Origin of the sequence: Methanobrevibacter millerae, assembly GCF_001477655.1 — an archaeon.
GTDB classification, from domain to species: Archaea; Methanobacteriota; Methanobacteria; order Methanobacteriales; family Methanobacteriaceae; genus Methanocatella; species Methanocatella millerae_A.
Genome location: NZ_CP011266.1, coordinates 953,397 through 970,796 on the forward strand (window position 1 = coordinate 953,397; position 17,400 = coordinate 970,796).

The following is a 17,400-nucleotide window of genomic DNA, read 5'->3' on the forward strand; positions in this document are numbered from 1 at the left end:
TATTTTATCTTTAATTTTAATTTTTTTTAATTATTTTTCTATTTTTTTCTATAACCTTATTATATAATAATATTTTATATTTCAATTATTGCCTTAGTAATGTTTGATAAGTGTGGTATAATCGATTGAAATTTTTAAAATTTAACCATTTTTCACCAATAACTTTATATATGGGAAAGTTTAAACTATTAGTATAAAAAAATGAGGTGAAAAAATGGAATTACCAATTGCTCCTGTCGGAAGAATCTTAAAAAACGCTGGTGCAGCTAGAGTAAGCGACGACGCTAAAGAAGCATTAGCAGAAGCAATCGAAGATTACGGTAACGAAATCGCAGCAAAAGCTGTTGGATTCGCACGCCACGCTGGCAGAAAAACTGTAAAAGCAGAAGATATCAAATTAGCAATTAAATAGATGTATTCTGTTTAGTAAGAGTGGATAGTAATTTTTTAATTACTATCTTTTTTCTTTAAAACTTTTTTTAAAACTATTTTTTCATGAACAACTTTTTTGTATAATTTTTCCCAATTTTTGATAACATTTATATGTAATGAAAACAAATATAATAAATGTCTAGTTCTCTAGAATTATTTCATTAATTACTAAATTTTTATTTTTAGTTTTGCTAAAAATTATATGAAATTCAGAAGTATTTGTATTGAAAGTTTAACTCCTCTTGTTTTTTTCTTATGGAGTTATATTTAGTGATATATGAATTGTTCAAGAATTAGTATTATTAAAACTATAATAGATTATTCATTAATTATATAGTTTGAGTAATTTCTATAGTTAAAAAAATAATATAACTATATATAATTACAATTATTATAATTCAAGGAATTATAATAAGCCGATGGATGGCGTAGCCAGATGAAAAAGGAGGTTTATTTATGGCAAAAGCAATTTATGTAAAATTTGATACACCTGAAGAATTAGCTAACCAAGCTGAAGAAGCATTACAAACTGCTCAGGAAACTGGTAAAGTAGCAAAAGGAACTAACGAAGTAACTAAATTTATTGAAAGAGGAGACGCAGCTCTCGTAGTTATCGCAGAAGATGTTGATCCTGCTGAAATCGTTGCTCACATTCCTGTTTTAGCTGATGAAAAAGAAATTCCATACGTCTACTTACCTACCAAAGAACAAGTTGGTGGAGCTGCTGGTTTGACTGTTGGTACCGCTTCCGCTTGTATTGTAGATGCTGGTGATGCTGAAGCTGCTGTTGCTGAAATTGTAGAAAAAGTTGCTGAATTAAAAGAATAAATAAATTCTTTTAATTGATCATACGGTGATTTACATGGAAGAAGGAACTCCTGCTGAAGTCATTGAAGTTTTAAAAAGAACTGGTATGACTGGTGAGGTAATGCAAATTAAATGCAGAATCCTCGATGGTAGAGATAAAGGAAGAATTTTAACAAGAAACATTATGGGTCCTGTAAGAGAAGGCGACATTTTAATGTTACTTGATACAATCAGAGAAGCTAAAGAAATTAGGACTCCTTAAGAAGGTGTAAGAACATGAGAACTTGTTCATTCTGTCAAAAAGAAATAGAAGAAGGTACAGGAAAGATGTACGTCAAAAGAGACGGTTCAATTTATTTCTTTTGTAGCAGCAAATGTGAAAAAAATATGATTAAACTCGGAAGAGTTCCAAGAAAAGTTAAATGGGTTAAAGAATGATTCAAAAAAGTTTTGTAATGATGAAACCGGACGCTGTTCAAAGACGTCTTATGGGTAAAATATTGTCTCGTTTTGAAGATAAAGGTCTTCAAATTGTAGCTGTTAAATTAATGCAAATTGATGAAGAATTAGCAAAAACTCATTATGGGGAACATGCAGATAAGCCATTTTTCCCAAGTTTAGTTGAATACATTACTTCTTCACCCTCTCTCGCAATGGTTATTGAAGGAGAAGAAGCAATCACCACTATCAGAAAATTAGTCGGTGCAACTAATCCTTTAGAAGCAGACCTTGGAACTATTAGAGGAGATTTTGCAATGGATACTGGAAGAAACATTATTCATGCTTCAGACTCTCCGGCTTCTGCAGAAAGAGAAATTGGTCTTTTCTTTAATGAAGATGAAATTTGCGATTATCAAATTGTGGATAACAATTTAATTTACGAATAAATTTAAAGTTATTATTTAAAAGATTATTATGAAAATTAGATCCCCTATTGTATCAGTTTTAGGACATGTAGACCATGGAAAAACTACTTTGTTAGATTATATTAGAGGAAGTACTATTGCAGATAAGGAAGCTGGTGGTATTACTCAACATATTGGAGCTACTGAAATTCCAAATGATACTATAGATGAAATTTGTGGAAGTTTCATTTCAGCATTGACTATTAAAGATTTGATTCCGGGATTATTCTTTATTGATACTCCTGGACATGCTGCATTTACCAGTTTAAGAAAACGTGGTGGAGCATTGGCTGATTTGGCTGTCTTGATTGTTGATGTTAATGATGGATTTAAACCACAAACTTTTGAAGCTTTGAATATTCTTAAAATGTATAAAACTCCATTCATAGTAGTAGCTAATAAGATTGATATGATTTTTGGATGGGAAACTCATGAAGGTTTTTCTTTTAAAGAATCTTTTAATCAACAGGCTCAAAGTGTTAAACAGGCTTTAGACACTAAAGTTTATGAGATTGTTGGTACCCTTCACAAGGAAGGTTTCCAATCCGAAAGATTTGATAGAATCAGTGATTTTGCATCACAGATTTCAATTATTCCAATAAGCGCCAGATCAGGTGAAGGAATAATCGAAGTTTTAGCTATGCTTTTGGGACTTGCTCAAGAATATTTAACAGAACAACTTGAAATAAATGAGGATGCTCCAGCTAAGGGTACTGTTTTGGAAATTAAGGAAGAAACAGGATTAGGCCTAACTGTTGACAGTATCATTTATGACGGTGTTTTAAGAACTAATGATGAGATTGCTTTGATGACTTCTAACAATGAGGTTTTAACCACAAAAATCAGGTCTATTTTAAGGCCACTTCCATTAGAGGAAATGAGAGATTCCAAAAAGAAATTCAAAAAATTTGATGAGGTTGTTGCAGCTGCAGGAATTAAGATAGCTGCTCCTAATTTGGATGATGTTGTTTCAGGCTCTCCTTTGAGAGTTTTAAATGATGAAGAGGATGTGGAAGAGGAAATCTTAAAAGAAATCGAAGATATTACTATCAATACTGATGATGAAGGTATTTTAGTTAAAGCAGACACTCTTGGTTCTCTTGAAGCTATTGTCCAGTTGCTAAAAGAGTTGGATATCCCAATTCGTGAAGCGGATATTGGTGATGTTAACCGCAGAGATATTATTAACTCTTCAATCGCTTTAAATGAAAATGAGGCTCATGGTGCTATTATTGCATTTAATGTGGGTGTTCATCAAAATTCTGAAGAAGATCTTAATAACTCTGATGTCATGCTCTTTAAGGGTGATGTAATCTATCAGATTATTGAAGATTATGAAGAATGGATTAAACAAAGAGAAGAAGCTAAGAAGAAAGCATTTTATGATGCAATTATCAAACCAGCTAAGTTCATGTCACTTCCAAAATTAGTGTTCCGTCAAAGCAAACCTGCCATTATTGGTGTTGAAGCATTGAGCGGAACTGTAAAACAAGGTCAAAAACTAATTAATAAAAATGGTGAAAGTGTTGGAATAATTGCTAGTATGGAAGATAAGGGTGAAACATTACCTGATATTTCCAGAGGTCAAAGGGTTGCTATGGCTATTGATAATGCTATAGTAGGTAAAGATTTCGATGAAGGGGATGAATTATTTATAGATATTCCCGAAAATCATTATAAATTCATAGAAAGAGAGTTTAAGGATAAATTGACTGAAGATGAATTTGAGACTCTATATGAATTTTTAGAAATCAAGCGTAAACAAGATCCTGATTGGGGAAAATTTGGTCTTTTTGAATAATAATTAACGATGATAAAATAAATAATAAGGAGGAATACCATGGCATTCAAAGTAGTTGTTTCTAATAAAGCAGATACTTATCAATTAGAAGTCGATGAAGCTAAAGCTCTCAATGGTTTAGTTATCGGCGATGAATTTGATGGTGGTATTGTTGGTTTAGATGGTTATACTTTACAAATCACTGGTGGTAGTGATAAAAATGGTTTTACCATGAAAAAAGATGTTCCTGGTACTAGAAGAATCAAAAGTTTATTAACCGGTGGTATTGGTTATCACCCTAAAGCAGATGGTGTTAAAAGGAGAAAAACCGTAAGAGGTAACACTATTGCTGATGATATAGTACAAATTAACAGCGTTGTTGTTAAAGAAGGAGCAAAACCAATAGCTGAAATTCTTGGTGCTGGTGAAGAAGAAGAGGAAGAATAGTTTTACTATTTTTCTTATTTTTACTTTTATGTTGAATTTAAATTATTAAAAAAGGTGGTTATCTGTGAATGTACAGTCAGATGTTAACATAGGTTTGGTTGGTCATGTCGACCACGGTAAGACTACTCTTACTAAAGCATTATCCGGAGTATGGACAGATACTCACAGTGAGGAAACCAAAAGAGGTATTTCCATTCGTTTAGGATATGCCGATATAGAATTTAGAAAATGTCCTAAATGTGGGGAGCCTGAATGTTATACTACTGCGGATGTTTGTGAAATTTGTGGTAGTGAAACGGAATTGATTAGAAAGGTTTCTTTCGTTGATGCTCCAGGTCACGAAACTTTGATGGCAACTATGTTATCTGGTGCTGCTATAATGGATGGAGCAGTTTTAGTGATTGCTGCAAATGAACATTGTCCACAACCACAAACTAAAGAGCATCTAATGGCACTTGATGTAATCGGTGTTAAGGATGTTATTGTAGTTCAAAATAAAATTGATATTGTTTCAAAAGAAAGAGCTATTGAAAGTTATAATGAAATCAAGGAGTTTGTTAAAGGTACTTGTGCTGAAGATGCTTTGATAATACCAGTTTCTGCTCAACAAGGTGCAAACATGGATATTTTGATTGAAGCAATGCTTGAAAATATCGAACCTCCTGAAAGGAAGTTGGATGGCAGTGCTTTAATGCATGTTGCAAGATCCTTTGATATCAACAAACCGGGTTCCGGTGCGGATAAAATCAAAGGAGGAGTTATTGGTGGAACTTTAGTTCAAGGAAAATTAAGGCTTGGTGATACTATTGAAATCAGACCGGGCATTAATAACAATAATCGCAGAATTTACTTGACTTCTGAGATTATTGGTCTTGAAGCTAACGGCAAACAGGTTGAGGAAATAGGTCCTGGAGGACTTGTTGGTATTGCAACCAAGTTGGATCCGTCATTAACCAAATCAGATTCTCTTTCAGGTTCTGTGGCAGGTGAAGAAGGTACTTTGCCTGATGTATTGGATAGCTTTACCATGGAATCTCATTTGCTTGATAGGGTAGTCGGTACTAAAGAGGAACGTGATGTTGCTCCAATTAAACTCAAAGAACCTTTAATGATTAATTGTGGTACTACAACTACAATTGGTGTTGTCACATCAACCAAAAAAGGTGTTGTCGATGTTACACTCAAATTGCCAGTCTGTGCAAGTCCTGGTGATAGGGTTGCATTGTCCCGTCGTGTTGGTGCACGTTGGAGATTAATTGGATATGGTATTATTAAATAATGTTTGAGGGCAATAATGAGCATAAAAGAAGTTGTAATTGATACCAATTTTTTTATGGTTCCTTTTCAGTTCAATGTAGACATTATCACTGAACTGGAAAAAGTATTACCTTCTTACAAATTAACTACTCCAAGCTTTGTTATCAATGAATTGAAGGGTTTGAAAAGAAATAACAAAGGTAAAATACGTTTAAATGCTAATTTAGCCTTAAAGTTAGCTAATTCTTCAAAAGTTGAAATAAAGGATATTTCATTGCTTGAAAACGAAACTGTGGATGATGCGTTACTGAGAGTTTCAGAAGTTTTAGCTACAAATGATATTGAATTAAAAAAACGTGCCAAAGCAAAGGGAATTACAATTGTTTATTTAAGGCAAAAAAATTATATAACAGTTGACGGTAAGATATAAAATAGATTATACTTATTAAATTAATTAAAAATTCATAAAAAATAAAAATGAGGGATTGTTTTGTACTACAAGGTCAAAATTGAAGACACAGTGAGAATACCTCCTAGAAGATTTGATGAGCCTCGTGAGCAAGTTGCAATTGAAACTTTAAACGAGACTTATAATGGTCGTCTGGATAAAAATTTAGGTTTGTTCATTTGTGTCAATGAAATTGAAGAACTTGGTGAAGGTAAACTTATTATGGGTGATGGTGCTTCATATCATAGTGTTATTTTCAACTCAATATTCTTTAAACCTGAACAGCAAGAGATTATTGATGGTGAAGTTATTGAAATAGCTGAGTTCGGTGCTTTTGTTAGAATTGGTCCTATGGATGGTTTAGTCCATGTATCACAAGTGACTGATGATTTCATTACTTATGATGCTAAAAGAGGAGCATTACTTGCAAAGGAATCTAATAAAACTTTAGATGAAGGAGATTTGGTTAGAGCAAGAACTGTAGCTATTAGTCTTAAAGACAATTCTGTTAAAGATACTAAAATTGGTCTTACAATGAGACAAAATAATTTAGGTAGATTTGAATGGATTGAAGAGGCTAAACAAAAAAGTAAGAAGGCTTAAAAATGAAAGCGTGTACTGTTTGTAAAATGTTATCAAATAAAGATCGTTGCCCATCATGTGGTAATCCTACTTCCGATAACTGGAGTGGTCTTTTAATTATCACTAATCCTGAAGAATCTGAATTGGCTCGTGAATTAAATATTAAGATTCCTGGTGAATACTGTTTAAGAGTTAGGTAGTGATTAAGTGTTACGTTTAGATGCAGAATTAAATAAAGATATAATCATTGAACTTAAAAAACCGTTAGGTAAATTATATCCTGATTTTGAAGATGCGATTGATGAGATTAAATCTTCTGAGTTTTTAATTTCTGTAGGTGATGCAACTTTCTCTAATCTCATAGATCATGAGATTTATCCTAATCTTGCTATTATTGATAATTTAGTTCAGAGAAAAAATTACAATCATGATGTTATACATACGGAAAACATTTTAAAAGCTAATAATCCTGCTGGAACTATTACTGATGATCTATGGGAAACCATAGGCAAAGCTCTTGAATTATGTAGCAATGGCGAATGCTATGTAATTGATGTAGCTGGGGAAGAAGATCTTGCAGTTCTTCCTTGTATCTTGATGGCTAGTGAGGATACAACCATTTTATATGGTCAACCTAATGAAGGTTTAGTTATTTTAAAAGTTTCTGATACAATAAATAAAGCTCAAACGTTGATTGATGCATTTATTGAAGAATAAATATTAAGTGAGGCTTAATTATGGAAATTGATATTTTTGAAGAAAAAGAAAATAAATTGTTTAATAGAAAAGAAATCAAATTCTATGTTGATTACGATGGAGAAGCTACTCCTAAAGTATTAGACATTAAATCTAAATTAGTTGCTTTATTAAACACTAAAAAAGATTTAATCGTTGTTGACAATGTTCAACCACACTACGGTGAACCTAAAGCAGTAGGTTATGCTAAAATTTATGATACCGTAGAAGATTTAGAATACATTGAAACTAAACATGTAATTGCTAAAAATACTGAAGCTGCTGAACCAGCTGAAGATGAAGAAGAATAGGTGATTTTAATGGTAAGAAAATCTGATCTTTACAAAGTAGATGGCGACAAACTTGAAAGAAAAAACCAAATTTGTCCTCGTTGCGGTGAAGGTGTATTCATGGCAGACCATGGTGACAGAGTAGCTTGTGGTAAATGCGGATACACTGAAATGAAAAAATAAGATTTTTAATTAAATCTTTTTCTTTTTTTAATTTTTTTAAGTTGTGATTCTTGTGGATAATATAAGAAACGGTAGATTTAAAACAGGAATGACTGATGAAGCGGCTGAATACACTTCTTCTTTTGATGCCGATAAGTTGCTTTTTGAAGCGGACATTAAAACTAATTTTGCACATACTTCAATGTTAAAACATGAAGGAATTATTGATTCTGATATTGCAGATAATATTTTATGTGCTCTAGATTCTCTTAAAGAAGAAGGCTTTGATGCTTTAGTCTTTGATCCATCAGTTGAAGACGTTCACATGGCTATTGAAAATTATGTGACTTCCAAAATCGGACCTCAGGCAGGTTTCATGCATACTGCAAAATCACGTAATGACCAGGTTGCAACTGATATCCGTTTAGTCTTAAGGGAAAGGATTATCGGTATACAAATTGGAATCTTGGAATTTATGGAAGGAATAGTTGAAATGGCTGGAGAGCATTTGAATGATGTATTTATAGGATTCACTCATTTGCAGCATGCTCAACCAATCACTATTGCACATCATTTGATGGCACATGTTCAGGCTTTAAAAAGAGATTATGAACGTCTGGAAGATACTTACAAACGTGTTAATTTAAATCCGTTAGGTTCTGCTGCTATGGCAACTACCAGTTTTCCAATCAATCGAGAATTGACCACTAAATTATTGGGTTTTGATTCTTATTTGGAAAATTCAATGGACGGAGTTTCAGCAAGGGATTTTGTTGCTGAGACTGTTTTCGACCTAACAGCTTTATGTACCACATTATCCAAAATCTGTGAAGAACTAATTCTTTGGAGTACATATGAATTTGGAGTCATTGATATGGCTGATGAATATTCATCAACATCATCAATCATGCCTCAAAAGAAAAATCCTGATGTTGCAGAGTTGGCTCGTGGAAAATCCACAATTGTCAACGGTGAACTTGTTACTATTTTAACTATATTAAAAGCTATTCCATACACTTACAATCGTGATTTGCAGGAAATCACTCCTCATTTATGGAATGCTTTAAAAGTAACTGAAGATACCTTGTCAATTGTTACCCGTATGTTGCTTTCTGTTAAGTTCAACACCGAAAGATGTGCTGAGCTAGCAGGCCGTAATTTTGCAACTGCAACTGACCTGGCAGATATTATGGTTCGTGAAAAGCAAGTTCCGTTCAGAACAGCTCATAAAATCGTTGGCCGTATTGTAAATGAAGCAACTTCAAACAATATGGTTGAAGAAGACATTACTTCTGATTTTATTGATGATATTGCTGTCGATTTAGGATTTGATAAGTTATACTTGGATGATGAGTTAATACAAAAAGCTTTAAACCCGACAGAAAATGTTAAGATTAGGCGTGTAGTCGGTGGGCCGGCTCCAGAAATGGTTGATTTAGCTCGTGATAACATTAAAGTATTTTTAAATGAAGAATTTGAGAAAAAAGGAATTTAATTTCCTTTAACTTATTTTTTTAGGTTTACCTAATAATTTATATATTTCTTTTTATAAAATTAGTATTGTTATAAGAAATTTATAACATGGTTATCTGGATAATATTCGGTTGTTTATGGAATACATTGAATAAATTCATGTAAGCTCAGCTTCCATTGATGGCTGAATATTTCTTTTTAATCATTATTTTGATTTTACTTTGTTTTATAGAAGCTCCATATCAGGTCTAGGGCTTCACCTGGTTCAAGGGCTGATGACCTTGTCTCTCTAAGTATTCTTTGGATGGAATATTTTTTTATGTGGGGATATTTTCTGTGAACTTCATAAAGAAGGGGACATCCGAATCCTTTAAACTCCTTTAAATCATAGTTTCTGATTAAGGATTTTATCTCTTGCTTGCCTGTTGATAAACTTGCTGGAAGGTTTAGTCTATATAATGAATCGTCCTGTTTATTTATGCATTGTGTACCTGTTGCAAGCATATCTCCAAAGATAAGTATTGGAATTTCATTATCTTTTGCATATTGCTTTGCAATTTCACCAGTATTTTTTGAGCATCTTCCACAGGGGTGAAGTTTTCCCGTCAATGACTCTGTGATTACATCCTGATAATTTGCCTTAAGATATTCATGCGGGACATTTAGTTTTTCTGTAATCATTTTTATATTCTGTTTATACTGGTTTGGAAGGATTATTGTTCCAGGATCTATTGTGATGGCTATAGGATTAAAACCTAATGCTTTGGCTAAAATCAGTGAAAAGCTGCTGTCAACACCCCCTGAAAGGGCAACTACTGCCTCGGTATTTTTTGATTCATTAAATTCATTATTTTTCAGATAATTCTCATAATTGAAACTGTAGATATTGTCTAGTTTATCTTTTATTATTTTTTTCAGGTTATCAATACCCACTAAATTCAAATCCAGATTTTCAACTGTCCTTTTGGATAGTCTTAATTTATATTCCTTTTGCAGGAAATCTCCATAGCTTTCAACGTGAATGCTTTCAAGATTAAGTTTTTCTCTGAGCTTTCCGACAACCCATCCCCCTTTTCCGATTATGGCGGACTTATCTGGCCGGTCTTCAGTTATAATCCATAGCTCATTTGTATCCTTGTTGAAGTAGGTCTCTTCGATATATATGCTGACCTCATCATGGCCAATTTCACGTCTTATGGAGTTGACTTCATCTAGAATGAACTTTTCATCGTACACAATTTCACCTTATATTAAGTTTTGGCACTATACTATTTAAATTATAAAATTAATATATCATATGAGGTTTTATTTTGATTAATGTTGATCTTTTTAATTATATAAATCATAATCTGCAAAATCCATTTTTTGATTTCATAATGCCTATAATTACTCATTTGGGCGGATTCAAAATATTGATTGTGGCTTGTGTTTTAGTGTTTGTTTTATCCATCATATACAAGAATGATAATGTTAAAAGAATAGTTTTATTGTGTGCATTGTCCCTTTTGATAGCTGGAGGAATTGCCGTTTTGTTAAAGAATGCTGTTCTGGAGCCAAGACCATTTGTTTCATTAAGCAATGTTCATCTCTTAATTGCTGAAGATGATCCTAATTCATTTCCTTCCGGACATACTACCTCAACTTTTGCAGTCATATCCGTTTTGATGTTTAAATTACGAAATAAATTATGGGCTGTTGTATTATTATTCTGGGGTATTCTTATTGGATTTTCAAGAATTTATGTCGGAGTCCATTATCCATTAGATGTCCTGGCAGGTGCTATCATTGGAATCGTAACCGCTTATCTTGTTTATAGATATGAAGATAAAATCTATGATTTGTGGAACAGAATCATAAATTTCGTTTTATGATGGTTGGGTTGAAGGATTATTTTTAATCCTTTCTTATTTTTTAAAAAAGAGTTTGGGAATAATTAGTCTTTCAAGTCACTAATTTTTCCGATATATTCAAAGTCATCCTTGTTGTCTAGGTATTTAACACCTATTTCTTTTCCGTCGGGATGGAGTGTAATGATGGACATTCCGTCATTGACATCAATGGTAATTCTTCTTAATTTATCGCCATTTTCCGCTTCAATTATAACTACATCTCCATTTTCTACTAGTTTTCCTTCTTCAAAGTCATTGCTGATGTCTGTTGAGTACCAGTGTTGTGGTAACTTTAGTCTTAATCCTAATGTATCGAGTAAATCTTTTAAATGCATAATTACACCTTCGTTATTATTAGTTTACCTTAATAGTTATATAAAGATTTTGTAACTTTGTAAGGGGTATTAGGGTGAAACAATTTTTTTAGCGAATTCAACAAGATTGTTTACATCTTCATCGTTAGGGTGGCCTCTGTGAACAAATTTGAATGCTCCTCTGCAGTGGAATTCCTCTTCAGCCATTGTAATGTTGTTGTCTTCAGCTATCTTTTTGACTTGTTTGTATGTGGATTCGATTAGGGCCGCACTGCTGAAATTGACGATTTTTCCGACATTCACATTAATGCTTTCTATGAATTTCTTGATTTCACTGTCCACTCCTGCCGCATAAACGGCACTTCCTAAAAATAGTATATCAACGTCCTCTGTTAGTGGGCTATCTACGGTCAATGCTTCAACACCTACTGCTTCGCTTAAGGCTTCCGCAAGTTTTTTTGTGTTGCCTGTTTTTGTATAATATCTGATTGCAATATTCATATTTTTTTGTATATTTTTTTATATATTTAAAATTATATTCAACATTGATTAAATTCTGCAATTATTTTTTTCCAAAAATCAATATAATTGAACCAGTTAATATATATAGTAATTAATTACATAACTTTATTCATTAATAAAACTAATTTAATTCAATAAAGGTTAGATATTATGGTAAGATTCTCATCATCATTGGATGATAAACAACCACAAAAAAGAAATCATCGGGGCTATGATGAATTCGATTCAGAGTATTCCAGATTAAATGAAAGACAGCCTGTGGCAGAAAGACCTGTTTATCAAAAGGAGCCTGCAAGCTATATCGAAAGACCCCAGCCAATTGAAAGATATGATGATTATGATGAATTGATTGTTGAAGAAAGGCCGCAGGTAAAGGAACCTTTACAATTCAATCCAAAGGACAATATACAATTCGGTGTTGAATACTCTCCAAGCTCAAAGCCTCCTGTAATCGGAAACAACTATACCATAAGATCAAACTCAATCATATATAATGATGTTGTCATAGGCGACAATTTCAGAACAGGGCACAATGTAGTTATAAGGGAAAACACCAACATAGGTGATGATGTATTGATTGGAACAAACACCGTAATTGAAGGTGATGTAATCATTGGAAATGATGTGAGCATCCAGTCCAATGTATACATTCCGACAAACTCAGTCATTGAAGACAATGTTTTCATAGGTCCATGTGCCTGCTTTACAAATGATAAATATCCTGTTCGTATTAATTATGAACTTCAGGGTCCGCGTATAAGAAGAGGAGCTTCAATCGGTGGAAACACCACATTTCTTTCTAATGTTGAGGTTGGTGAAGGATCTATTGTAGCTGCTGGGGCTATAGTAATTCATAGTGTGCCTCCATTTTATTTAGCTATAGGAACTCCTGCAAGAATCAAACCGCTTCCAGACCATTTAAAAGTTCCTAATAAATTATAATTTTTCTTTTAATTTCTTTACTTTTTTTTTATTGTTTTTTTTTATTTTCATGAGTGTTGGTGGAAATTATTTAATTTTGAACATTTTTCATTTTCTCCATTTTATTTTTCTTATATTAAGTTAATTATATGAATCTTATTGCGTTAATAACTGAATTTAAATCCATTTTATTTATTTTTATTAGATTAAATAATCTTATTAGATTGTATGATGCTACAATGGCGAACATTAGGTTCTGTACTCTTTTTAATCCAATTATTGGGATATGGTCATAATCATAGATTCTTTTGAAAGTTCCGTTGTGTGCTTCTACTGTCTTTGAACGTAGTTTATAGTCTTTTATTCCTTCTTCTGTGGACATTAATCGTTCTACTTTGTATGTAACTTCATGAACGTATCTTGTTATTGTTCTGTGGTTTGTTGTGTGGCAGGTTCCTTTGTGTTTGCATTTTTTGCAAGCTGTGTAGTTGGAATAGACTAATTTGATTTTATTTCCTCCTCCTTTTTCTTGTGGTGCTGGATATGAGCCGTCAAGGGTTAATTCTTGTTTTTCTGGGCAAATAAAAACATTTTTATATTCATCAAAAACAAAGTAATCTATAGCAAATGGATTGTCAGGTTGATTGCCTGAATTTTGTCTATTTTGCTGTTTTGTTGGAATTAAGGCAGTGATATCTATTTCTTCGAGATATTGCAGATTTGCTAGTGTTGAATATATTGTATCCGTGCTAATTTTTTGGGGTTTAAGTTGTAAATTAACGAGTATTTGATTCATTAATGCTGGGATTTGGTAATGGTCTGTGGGATTTTGAACTGCATTAACTCCACAAATTAACTTTGATTTTGTATCTGTCCCCAATTGTATGTTATATGCAAATTTTGGATATTTTTGTCCTTTATCTTTTATTTTCATTAATCGAGTGTCATGATCATTTAAAGCCAGTGACACTTGGCCAGAATAATCTAACAACTGCCACCAATGAAACAAAATATCGACTTTTTCTTCGTCAGATAATGAATTATCCATTAGAAATTTTCTTGCTGTTCTTCTAAGCTGTTTAATTTCATTTTTTGACAATTCTTCAACCATATAATGTCTAATTAATAGACTAATGTCTTTTTCTTTAATTATATTAAATGGTGAATTATATGCCTTTTTGATTGTCCCATCAATCGCAATATGTTCAAAATCAGTTAAACCCAGTTTATTAGCCACAATTAGAATAAAACTCATAATAAACTTGAAAATTCCTTGAAAATCCTCACGATAATCTCGAATAGTTCGATCTTTAGGTTCAATAGCATGTGAAATTAAATTATATAAATAATTAAATTTTGCATTATGGGCCAAGACCACAGAACTTGTTATTTTATTAATATAACCATAAAAAATTAGTTTAATCATATCTTTAAGTTCAAATGGTGGTTTTCCTTTATCAGACGTTATTCGTTCAATTTTAAAGAAATTAAAAGCACTATCAACAATAATGGATGTAAGATACATAAGCTGAAATTCTTCATCCATTTCATCAATTTCCCTACTTTTATCACTCAGAATAAGTGAATTCAAAATCATATAAATCAAAACTCCATATAATTAATTAAATAATTATAAAATTAACTATAATTAATTATATATTTGTAATTTGTAATATAAATAGATTTTAATAACTTATAGTAAGAATAAAAAATAAATAACTAATATTATCAAATATTAACAATAATATTAATAGTATGGAAAAATTGAAGTTTAAAATCTCAAGAAATGAAAAAAATAAGAAAAATCAAGCAAAAAAATTGAAAATACATGATTGAACATTATTTAAAATTAATTTAAAAAATTAGTAAAAAGTTGAACAGTTATTAATAACTAATAATTTCCGCCAACACTCTAACCAATTAACTATTTATATTATCTTATTCTTAATATATATAACAAAACAAAGGAGATTTTTTTTATGGCAAAATGGAAATGTAAACTTTGTGGATTTATATATGATGAAGATGAAGGCTTGCCTGAAAGGGGAGTTGAGCCTGGAACACCATTTTCAGAACTTGCTGATGCATTTAAATGCCCAAAATGTGGTGTTGGCAAATCAATGTTTAAAGAAGTAGAATAATTTATATATTACAATCTACTATAAATTTAATTATTGAAAAACTAATTTTAGTTATTTAAAAGGAGATTAAAATTATGGCAAAATGGAAATGTAATATGTGCGGATACGTATATGATGATGACGCTGAAGGAACTGCTTTTGAAGACCTCCCAGATGACTACAAATGTCCAATGTGTGGAGCAACAAAAGATATGTTTTCTAAAGTAGAATAAGGAGAGATAATTATGGCATTCGTTTGTAAAGTATGTGGATACGTTCATGAAGCTGATGAATTACCAGATGACTTCACCTGTCCAATGTGCGGTGTAGACGCTAGTAATTTCGAAGAACAATAAATTTTGTTCTTCCAAAACTATTTTTTTTAATTTATTTAACCAAAACTTCTTTATTTTTAAATTCAACACTTATTTCACCATTATATTTTTCAAATATTTTTTCAATATCTCTGAAGTCCTTTGAAACAACTTCATATATGACCTTATCAGAATAATCTTTGGCAATTACTTCTAAATTGTTGTTTCTGACTTCACCGTCTGCTAGTTTGATGTCTGAATATTCAAAAATAAGTTTATATATATCATAAAGTTCTACTTCCAATATTTCAGCTTCATTAATAGCTTCCAAAACGGATTTTGAATATGCTCTGACTAGTCCTCCGGCACCAAGCTTGATTCCGCCGAAATATCTGGTAACAACAGCAGTCACATTATGCAGTTCATTTTTTCTCAAAACATTAATCATTGGCTTACCTGCAGTTCCGCCAGGTTCGCCGTCATCATCAAAACCTTCGCCATCTGATACAATATATGCTGTACAATTATGTGTAGCATCGTTGTATTGCTCATTGACCTTCAATATGATTTCTTTGCTTTCCTTTTTAGTCTTGGTTGGAAATAAATGGCATATGAACTGTGATTTTTTGACATTTATTTCACTTTCAACCGCTTTTGCTATTGTCTTCATTATATTTAATTATATTTTTAAATTTTATATATTTTTATCAAAGGGCATGTTATTCTTTAATATTGGCTGTATTCTAACGGCGACTATTTTGGTTTTTTCAGTAAAAAAAGCTCTAATTAACTATTTTAATTTATTATTGATAATTTTTCTAACAAAAAAGTATATATTATACATTGGACATATTATTTTTAATTAATTTTTATGGTGTTAAAATATGGCAAGTCGTTCTGCAACTGTTTTAGTGATTTTGGTAATTGCTGTTATAGCATTTGGCTTTGCTAGTGCTTTTGCCGCAATGACAGGCACATATCATTTAAACTTTGATTTAGGAAATAATACAAATCAGACTCCATTGATTGGAAATACTAGTGATAATTCCGGATCCAGCAGTAGTAGTTCACAGGGTTCCGGGTCTGTTCAAACTTATACTGATTCAGGTAGTTCAAGTAGTAGTTCTTCATCAAGCCAGGTAGAAACTACAGAAGACCATTCTTCCAGTGGTGGAAGTAGTTCTTCTGGTGGTAGTTCTTCTGGTGGTAGTTCTTCTGGTGGTAGTAGTTCTGGTGGTAGTTCTTCTGGTGGTAGTAGTTCTGGTGGTAGTAGTTCTGGTGGTAGTTCTACATAATAAACTCCTTAAAAATCAAGTAATTTTTCAACATCGAAGAGTACTGTATCAATAGCTAAATTGAAGAGTTGTTGTCCGTATTCTTCGTCAACATATACTCCATTTTCTTCAACGTCCAATGCTCCTTCTTCTATGTTGGGATCATTTTCACGTGCTTTTTTAAATCCATGCAGACCAACTTCAACGTATTTGTTCACGTCTGCTTGATGGTGTAACTCTTCTTCGTTTATTATTCCAAGAACCTTTGCCATGGACAGCTCCCCGCTTCCCGCATGAGGTCCTTCTGTGGATATTATCTTATTGTTCATTACGATAATCAAATCTGTTTTTTCTTCAATGTCCCAGATTTCTGGCATTAATGGTAAGTTTCCGCCATGTGCGTTAACTATAACTACTTTTTCAATATCCAGAAATTTCTTTGCTGATTTTAATGTTTCTATTACATTTTCCTTTAGTTCTTCAAGGGATACGTGCACGCCATGGTCAATTTCATCCAGTTCATATGCAGGAAATATCACTCCCAGAAATTTTGCTCCTGATCTTAAAGATGACTGAAATGCAATGTGTGCACCTATCTTTGCGTCAGTATCAATTGGCAGTGCGGGACCATGATTCTCTAAATGAGATCCAAGTGCAATTATTCCTACCTTATGGACACCGGGGTCACGAATATTTCCAGCTCTGTATCGTAATTCTGCCACTTGTAT

General features: G+C 32.3%; 27 protein-coding genes. 21 read left to right on the forward strand and 6 right to left on the reverse strand.

Annotated elements, in window-relative coordinates; translation table 11 throughout:
- Positions 1–214: 214 nt before the first annotated feature.
- From SM9_RS04160 to argH, 15 genes are all read left to right on the forward strand, one after another.
- Positions 215–412, forward strand: a complete 198-nt coding sequence (locus SM9_RS04160; RefSeq protein WP_058738942.1) for a histone family protein — start codon at positions 215–217, stop codon at positions 410–412.
- Positions 413–888: 476 nt separating this feature from the next.
- On the forward strand, positions 889–1,260 hold the full coding sequence (gene rpl7ae, locus SM9_RS04165) for a 50S ribosomal protein L7Ae (RefSeq protein ID WP_058738943.1): 372 nt from the start codon (positions 889–891) through the stop codon (positions 1,258–1,260).
- A gap of 34 nt (positions 1,261–1,294) precedes the next feature.
- Complete coding sequence (locus SM9_RS04170) at positions 1,295–1,501, forward strand: 30S ribosomal protein S28e (RefSeq protein ID WP_042692817.1); 207 nt, start codon at positions 1,295–1,297, stop codon at positions 1,499–1,501.
- 14 nt (positions 1,502–1,515) lie between these two features.
- Positions 1,516–1,677, forward strand: a complete 162-nt coding sequence (locus SM9_RS04175) for a 50S ribosomal protein L24e (protein ID WP_058738944.1) — start codon at positions 1,516–1,518, stop codon at positions 1,675–1,677.
- Complete coding sequence (gene ndk, locus SM9_RS04180; RefSeq protein WP_058738945.1) at positions 1,674–2,126, forward strand: nucleoside-diphosphate kinase; 453 nt, start codon at positions 1,674–1,676, stop codon at positions 2,124–2,126. Before SM9_RS04175 ends, ndk begins: the two co-directional genes overlap by 4 nt.
- A 28-nt stretch (positions 2,127–2,154) precedes the next feature.
- Positions 2,155–3,945 carry a translation initiation factor IF-2 gene (gene infB / locus SM9_RS04185; protein ID WP_058738946.1) on the forward strand — a complete coding sequence of 597 codons (1,791 nt, stop codon included), beginning with the start codon at positions 2,155–2,157 and terminating at the stop codon, positions 3,943–3,945.
- Positions 3,946–3,984: 39 nt separating this feature from the next.
- Positions 3,985–4,371 carry a 30S ribosomal protein S6e gene (locus SM9_RS04190; protein ID WP_058738947.1) on the forward strand — a complete coding sequence of 129 codons (387 nt, stop codon included), beginning with the start codon at positions 3,985–3,987 and terminating at the stop codon, positions 4,369–4,371.
- A gap of 64 nt (positions 4,372–4,435) precedes the next feature.
- Positions 4,436–5,650, forward strand: a complete 1,215-nt coding sequence (locus tag SM9_RS04195; RefSeq protein WP_058738948.1) for a translation initiation factor IF-2 subunit gamma — start codon at positions 4,436–4,438, stop codon at positions 5,648–5,650.
- Between the two features lie 15 nt (positions 5,651–5,665).
- Entirely contained in the window at positions 5,666–6,058 is a 393-nt protein-coding gene (locus SM9_RS04200) for a type II toxin-antitoxin system VapC family toxin (protein WP_058738949.1), read from the forward strand.
- Between the two features lie 60 nt (positions 6,059–6,118).
- Positions 6,119–6,679 (forward strand): DNA-directed RNA polymerase, encoded by a 561-nt coding sequence (locus tag SM9_RS04205; protein WP_058738950.1) that lies wholly within the window; start codon positions 6,119–6,121, stop codon positions 6,677–6,679.
- A gap of 2 nt (positions 6,680–6,681) precedes the next feature.
- A complete protein-coding gene (spt4, locus tag SM9_RS04210; protein ID WP_058738951.1) occupies positions 6,682–6,858 on the forward strand; it encodes a transcription elongation factor subunit Spt4 in 177 nt (58 codons plus the stop codon).
- A 7-nt stretch (positions 6,859–6,865) separates the two neighbouring features.
- The gene (locus SM9_RS04215) at positions 6,866–7,375 is read left to right on the forward strand and encodes a GTP-dependent dephospho-CoA kinase family protein (RefSeq protein WP_058738952.1); all 510 of its coding nucleotides are present in this window, start codon (positions 6,866–6,868) and stop codon (positions 7,373–7,375) included.
- A 20-nt stretch (positions 7,376–7,395) separates the two neighbouring features.
- Positions 7,396–7,704, forward strand: a complete 309-nt coding sequence (locus tag SM9_RS04220) for a 30S ribosomal protein S24e (protein ID WP_058738953.1) — start codon at positions 7,396–7,398, stop codon at positions 7,702–7,704.
- A 9-nt stretch (positions 7,705–7,713) separates the two neighbouring features.
- On the forward strand, positions 7,714–7,866 hold the full coding sequence (locus SM9_RS04225) for a 30S ribosomal protein S27ae (RefSeq protein ID WP_058738954.1): 153 nt from the start codon (positions 7,714–7,716) through the stop codon (positions 7,864–7,866).
- A gap of 52 nt (positions 7,867–7,918) precedes the next feature.
- Positions 7,919–9,340, forward strand: coding sequence for an argininosuccinate lyase (gene argH / locus SM9_RS04230; RefSeq protein ID WP_269744796.1), 1,422 nt, complete (start codon positions 7,919–7,921; stop codon positions 9,338–9,340).
- 194 nt (positions 9,341–9,534) lie between these two features.
- On the opposite strand, the gene SM9_RS04235 is transcribed toward argH, so the two are convergent.
- Entirely contained in the window at positions 9,535–10,557 is a 1,023-nt protein-coding gene (locus tag SM9_RS04235) for a 7-cyano-7-deazaguanine synthase (RefSeq protein ID WP_058738955.1), read from the reverse strand.
- 71 nt (positions 10,558–10,628) lie between these two features.
- On the opposite strand from SM9_RS04235, the gene SM9_RS04240 reads away from it, so the two are divergent.
- Positions 10,629–11,189 carry a phosphatase PAP2 family protein gene (locus SM9_RS04240; RefSeq protein ID WP_058738956.1) on the forward strand — a complete coding sequence of 187 codons (561 nt, stop codon included), beginning with the start codon at positions 10,629–10,631 and terminating at the stop codon, positions 11,187–11,189.
- A 62-nt stretch (positions 11,190–11,251) separates the two neighbouring features.
- Here SM9_RS04240 and SM9_RS04245 read toward each other — a convergent pair whose 3' ends face one another.
- The gene (locus tag SM9_RS04245) at positions 11,252–11,542 is read right to left on the reverse strand and encodes a hypothetical protein (protein ID WP_058738957.1); all 291 of its coding nucleotides are present in this window, start codon (positions 11,540–11,542) and stop codon (positions 11,252–11,254) included.
- Between the two features lie 69 nt (positions 11,543–11,611).
- Entirely contained in the window at positions 11,612–12,022 is a 411-nt protein-coding gene (locus SM9_RS04250; RefSeq protein WP_058738958.1) for a flavodoxin family protein, read from the reverse strand.
- 369 nt (positions 12,023–12,391) lie between these two features.
- Between SM9_RS04250 and SM9_RS04255 the strand changes: the two genes are divergently transcribed.
- On the forward strand, positions 12,392–12,985 hold the full coding sequence (locus tag SM9_RS04255; RefSeq protein ID WP_394326120.1) for an acyltransferase: 594 nt from the start codon (positions 12,392–12,394) through the stop codon (positions 12,983–12,985).
- Between the two features lie 124 nt (positions 12,986–13,109).
- On the opposite strand, the gene SM9_RS04260 is transcribed toward SM9_RS04255, so the two are convergent.
- Positions 13,110–14,561 (reverse strand): transposase, encoded by a 1,452-nt coding sequence (locus tag SM9_RS04260; protein WP_058738959.1) that lies wholly within the window; start codon positions 14,559–14,561, stop codon positions 13,110–13,112.
- 382 nt (positions 14,562–14,943) lie between these two features.
- Here SM9_RS04260 and SM9_RS04265 point away from each other — a divergent pair, with 382 nt between their 5' ends.
- The 3 genes from SM9_RS04265 (at position 14,944) to SM9_RS04270 (ending at position 15,440) form a co-directional block, all read left to right on the forward strand.
- Complete coding sequence (locus tag SM9_RS04265) at positions 14,944–15,105, forward strand: rubredoxin (RefSeq protein WP_058738960.1); 162 nt, start codon at positions 14,944–14,946, stop codon at positions 15,103–15,105.
- 74 nt (positions 15,106–15,179) lie between these two features.
- Positions 15,180–15,317, forward strand: a complete 138-nt coding sequence (locus SM9_RS11650; RefSeq protein WP_083495830.1) for a rubredoxin — start codon at positions 15,180–15,182, stop codon at positions 15,315–15,317.
- A gap of 12 nt (positions 15,318–15,329) precedes the next feature.
- The gene (locus SM9_RS04270) at positions 15,330–15,440 is read left to right on the forward strand and encodes a rubredoxin-like domain-containing protein (protein ID WP_058738961.1); all 111 of its coding nucleotides are present in this window, start codon (positions 15,330–15,332) and stop codon (positions 15,438–15,440) included.
- Positions 15,441–15,471: 31 nt separating this feature from the next.
- On the opposite strand, the gene SM9_RS04275 is transcribed toward SM9_RS04270, so the two are convergent.
- Positions 15,472–16,068 carry a YigZ family protein gene (locus SM9_RS04275; protein ID WP_058738962.1) on the reverse strand — a complete coding sequence of 199 codons (597 nt, stop codon included), beginning with the start codon at positions 16,066–16,068 and terminating at the stop codon, positions 15,472–15,474.
- A 214-nt stretch (positions 16,069–16,282) separates the two neighbouring features.
- On the opposite strand from SM9_RS04275, the gene SM9_RS04280 reads away from it, so the two are divergent.
- Positions 16,283–16,693 carry a hypothetical protein gene (locus SM9_RS04280; protein WP_058738963.1) on the forward strand — a complete coding sequence of 137 codons (411 nt, stop codon included), beginning with the start codon at positions 16,283–16,285 and terminating at the stop codon, positions 16,691–16,693.
- Positions 16,694–16,701: 8 nt separating this feature from the next.
- Here the strand turns inward: SM9_RS04280 and arfB are convergent, their stop codons facing one another.
- Positions 16,702–17,394: a 2-amino-5-formylamino-6-ribosylaminopyrimidin-4(3H)-one 5'-monophosphate deformylase gene (arfB, locus tag SM9_RS04285; RefSeq protein WP_058738964.1), complete on the reverse strand. Its 693-nt coding sequence runs from the start codon at positions 17,392–17,394 to the stop codon at positions 16,702–16,704.
- Between the last annotated feature and the right edge of the window lie 6 nt (positions 17,395–17,400).

What these genes read in the sequence shown, in the direction of transcription:
- SM9_RS04160 (WP_058738942.1), top strand. Translation starts at nt 215, where the DNA reads ATGGAATTACCAATTGCTCCTGTCGGAAGAATCTTAAAAAACGCTGGT.
- rpl7ae (WP_058738943.1), top strand. Translation starts at nt 889, where the DNA reads ATGGCAAAAGCAATTTATGTAAAATTTGATACACCTGAAGAATTAGCT.
- SM9_RS04170 (WP_042692817.1), top strand. Translation starts at nt 1,295, where the DNA reads ATGGAAGAAGGAACTCCTGCTGAAGTCATTGAAGTTTTAAAAAGAACT.
- SM9_RS04175 (WP_058738944.1), top strand. Translation starts at nt 1,516, where the DNA reads ATGAGAACTTGTTCATTCTGTCAAAAAGAAATAGAAGAAGGTACAGGA.
- ndk (WP_058738945.1), top strand. Translation starts at nt 1,674, where the DNA reads ATGATTCAAAAAAGTTTTGTAATGATGAAACCGGACGCTGTTCAAAGA.
- infB (WP_058738946.1), top strand. Translation starts at nt 2,155, where the DNA reads ATGAAAATTAGATCCCCTATTGTATCAGTTTTAGGACATGTAGACCAT.
- SM9_RS04190 (WP_058738947.1), top strand. Translation starts at nt 3,985, where the DNA reads ATGGCATTCAAAGTAGTTGTTTCTAATAAAGCAGATACTTATCAATTA.
- SM9_RS04200 (WP_058738949.1), top strand. Translation starts at nt 5,666, where the DNA reads ATGAGCATAAAAGAAGTTGTAATTGATACCAATTTTTTTATGGTTCCT.
- spt4 (WP_058738951.1), top strand. Translation starts at nt 6,682, where the DNA reads ATGAAAGCGTGTACTGTTTGTAAAATGTTATCAAATAAAGATCGTTGC.
- SM9_RS04220 (WP_058738953.1), top strand. Translation starts at nt 7,396, where the DNA reads ATGGAAATTGATATTTTTGAAGAAAAAGAAAATAAATTGTTTAATAGA.
- SM9_RS04225 (WP_058738954.1), top strand. Translation starts at nt 7,714, where the DNA reads ATGGTAAGAAAATCTGATCTTTACAAAGTAGATGGCGACAAACTTGAA.
- SM9_RS04245 (WP_058738957.1), bottom strand. Translation starts at nt 11,542, where the DNA reads ATGCATTTAAAAGATTTACTCGATACATTAGGATTAAGACTAAAGTTA.
- SM9_RS04250 (WP_058738958.1), bottom strand. Translation starts at nt 12,022, where the DNA reads ATGAATATTGCAATCAGATATTATACAAAAACAGGCAACACAAAAAAA.
- SM9_RS04260 (WP_058738959.1), bottom strand. Translation starts at nt 14,561, where the DNA reads ATGATTTTGAATTCACTTATTCTGAGTGATAAAAGTAGGGAAATTGAT.
- SM9_RS04265 (WP_058738960.1), top strand. Translation starts at nt 14,944, where the DNA reads ATGGCAAAATGGAAATGTAAACTTTGTGGATTTATATATGATGAAGAT.
- SM9_RS11650 (WP_083495830.1), top strand. Translation starts at nt 15,180, where the DNA reads ATGGCAAAATGGAAATGTAATATGTGCGGATACGTATATGATGATGAC.
- SM9_RS04270 (WP_058738961.1), top strand. Translation starts at nt 15,330, where the DNA reads ATGGCATTCGTTTGTAAAGTATGTGGATACGTTCATGAAGCTGATGAA.
- SM9_RS04275 (WP_058738962.1), bottom strand. Translation starts at nt 16,068, where the DNA reads ATGAAGACAATAGCAAAAGCGGTTGAAAGTGAAATAAATGTCAAAAAA.
- SM9_RS04280 (WP_058738963.1), top strand. Translation starts at nt 16,283, where the DNA reads ATGGCAAGTCGTTCTGCAACTGTTTTAGTGATTTTGGTAATTGCTGTT.